Source organism: Sphingomonas sp. ABOLH (assembly GCF_003951715.1).
Lineage (GTDB): Bacteria > Pseudomonadota > Alphaproteobacteria > Sphingomonadales > Sphingomonadaceae > Sphingomonas > Sphingomonas hankookensis_A.
Genome location: NZ_QQWV01000093.1, coordinates 1 through 2,471, shown reverse-complemented (window position 1 = coordinate 2,471; position 2,471 = coordinate 1). Strand labels below are relative to the sequence as shown.

The window sequence follows — 2,471 nt, the reverse complement described above, 5'->3', positions numbered from 1 at the left end:
CTGCCGGGGAAGGCGGTCGCGGCGAGGGCGAGGAGCGCCATCGAGTCGGGGCCGCCGGAGACGGCGATGGCCAGCGGGCGGTCGGGGGTCGGCGGCGGGGTCAGCGCCGTCAGGTCGCGGGTGAAGCGGGTGAGGGTTTCGGGGGGGAGGGTCATGGAATGCGGCATGGTTGACGTGAATCGGACTGCGGCATGGGTTCCTTCCCCTAGTCCCCCGTTTGCTTCGAGCGCAGGTTCGAGCCTGTCGAGAACTGAATTCGAGAAGGGGCTGCCCCGACCACCGGGTTCTCGACGGACGCTTCTCGACAAGCTCGAAGCTGCTCGAACTGAACGGGTGGGGGGCAAGAAAAGCTCTAGACCCGTCTGTCCTGAGTAGCTGCTGAGCTTGTCGAAGCAGCGTATCGAAGGACCGCCAACCGGGTCTTCGACTTCGCTCAGTCCCTACTCAGCACCAACGGAAAGGCGGGCGATCGCGCTTACGCCGCGCACTTGTTCGCCGCCCGCCCCTTCGCCACGTCCGCCTTCATCGCACCCGAAATCTTGTCGCCATAGACGTCGGTCAGTTCGCCATAGACGTCGCAGGCTTCCTTGGTCTTCTTCAACTTGGTGAGTGCGTCGGCCAAGTAGAACAGGCTGTCGGGCGCGCGTTCGCCGTCGGGCATGTTCTTGTAATTATCGTAGAATTCGCGGCTCGCCAAACTGGGCTTGCCGTCGTCGAGATAGGACCGGCCGATCAGGTTCTGGGCATAGCTGGCGCGGCGGTGTTTCGGGTATTTCGCGACGACCGGGCGCAGGGCGGCGATGGCTTCGGGATAGAGTTTCGCGCTCCACAGGCGGAAGCCGTAGAGATAACCGTCTTCGGCCGCGTCGCCGGTGGCGGGCTTGTCGATCGCGGCGATGCGGGCGGCGCGCGCCGGGTCGGCGGTGGCGGCCGGTGCGGTGACGGCGGGCGGGCGGACGGTGGTGCCGCCGAGCGTGCCGCCGCCATTGCCCGGACCGCGCGTCGCGGGGGCGGCGGTGTCGGTCGAGGTGTCGCCCGAGGCGGCGACCGCGCCCGGAGTGGCGGGGGCGATGGCGGGCGCGCCGGCCGATTCCAGTGCCTTCAGCTTCGCATCGGTCGCGGACTTGTATGCCTCGAACGCCGATTCGAGCTGGCGCAGCTTGTATTGCGCCTGTTCGAGCTGGCCGGTCAGCGACTGCTGCTGCGATTCGAGCGCGTCGACCCGCGAGGTCAGTGTGGCGAGAGGGCCGCTCGACGGGCTGCCGGGAATTTCGGTCGGCTGGGTCGGTGCGGTGATCTGCGGTTCGACCTGGTTGGGGGCGCCGCCCGGAAAGACTTTCCGCTGCACGGCGCGCATCTCGCGCTCCAGCTTGTTGACGCGCGGTTCGATCTGGCTGGTGGTCTGGGCGGTCGCCGGCCATGCGGCAAGCAGGGCGAGAAGCGGCAGGGCTTTGAAATGGCGCATGAAAACTCCCCCCGGAGCAGGTTGGACGGGCCGCTGGAAACTAGGCAGTCGAGCTGTCGCCACGCTTAACCGGCGGGTGACGGCGTCGGCGTGGGACTGGCCGCGCCACGGTTGCGCAGCGCTTCGGCACTCAGCGCGACGGTGACCGGGCGTTCGCCGGTGCCGAGCGGCGGCACGTTCGATCCGTTGACGGTGACGGTCAGCAGGTCGGGACGGCCGGTGCGGATCTGCGGGTTCTCGGCGGTCATCGGCACGTCGTAGCGATCGCCCTCCTTCATCTCCTTGTTCACCAGCGTGCCGGTGTCGTCGAAGATGCGGACCCAGGTGGTGCCGATGGCGGTCAGCGTCACCTGTCCACCGCCCGCCGGGACCGGCGGGGCGACGGGAGCGGTGCCGCCGGTCGCGGGCGTGGCGGTCGGCGGCAACATGCCGAGGTCGCCGGCGACGGTCGCCTGCGGATTGGCCGGTTCGTCGCGGCGGAACAGCGAGGTGCCGAAATACAGGCCGACGCCCAGCAGCAGGACGATGGCGATCGCCGCGGCGATCACGACGACGCTGGGCGAGGGCCCACGGCGCATGTCGATCGGTTCGAGGTCCTGCAGCGGTTCGGGGCGCTGGTAATTGGCGGCCAGTTCGGCACGCAGCGCGCGCGCGACCTCGGTCTCGTCCACGCCGACCGCGCGGGCATAGGCGCGGCCGAAGCCCATCGCATAGGTGATCGAGGGCAGCGCCTGAAACTTGCCGTCCTCGACCGCTTCGAGGTGGCGCAGCGGAATCCGCGTGCGCTGCGCGACGTCCGACAGGGTCAGGCCCTGCGCCTCGCGTGCCGAACGCAGCATCATGCCCGCCGTGCGTGGCGCGCCCGTGGTGCTGTCGCCGTCCATCATCACTACCCTTCCAACCCGCTGATCGTCCGCCCCCGGTCCATGGGCGGTTTCGGCCAGCGCAGGGCGGCTGTCAACGCCGGAGCGGGCGGATGGCGGGGAATTGGGGTGGGGGGCAGTGC

The 2,471-nt window shown here is 69.2% G+C and carries 2 protein-coding genes; both read right to left on the bottom strand.

Annotation, left to right across the window (positions count from 1 at the left end; genetic code table 11):
* Nucleotides 1-475: 475 nt before the first annotated feature.
* Nucleotides 476-1,465, bottom strand: a complete 990-nt coding sequence (locus tag CA237_RS19285) for a tetratricopeptide repeat protein (protein ID WP_126015307.1) — start codon at nt 1,463-1,465, stop codon at nt 476-478.
* A 65-nt stretch (nt 1,466-1,530) separates the two neighbouring features.
* Nucleotides 1,531-2,471, bottom strand: a 941-nt coding sequence (locus CA237_RS19280; protein WP_206433026.1) for a helix-turn-helix domain-containing protein, incomplete at its 5' end; no start/stop codon positions are given.

Excerpts from the sequence above, each read along its gene's own strand:
- CA237_RS19285 (WP_126015307.1), bottom strand. The coding sequence starts at position 1,465 with ATGCGCCATTTCAAAGCCCTGCCGCTTCTCGCCCTGCTTGCCGCATGG.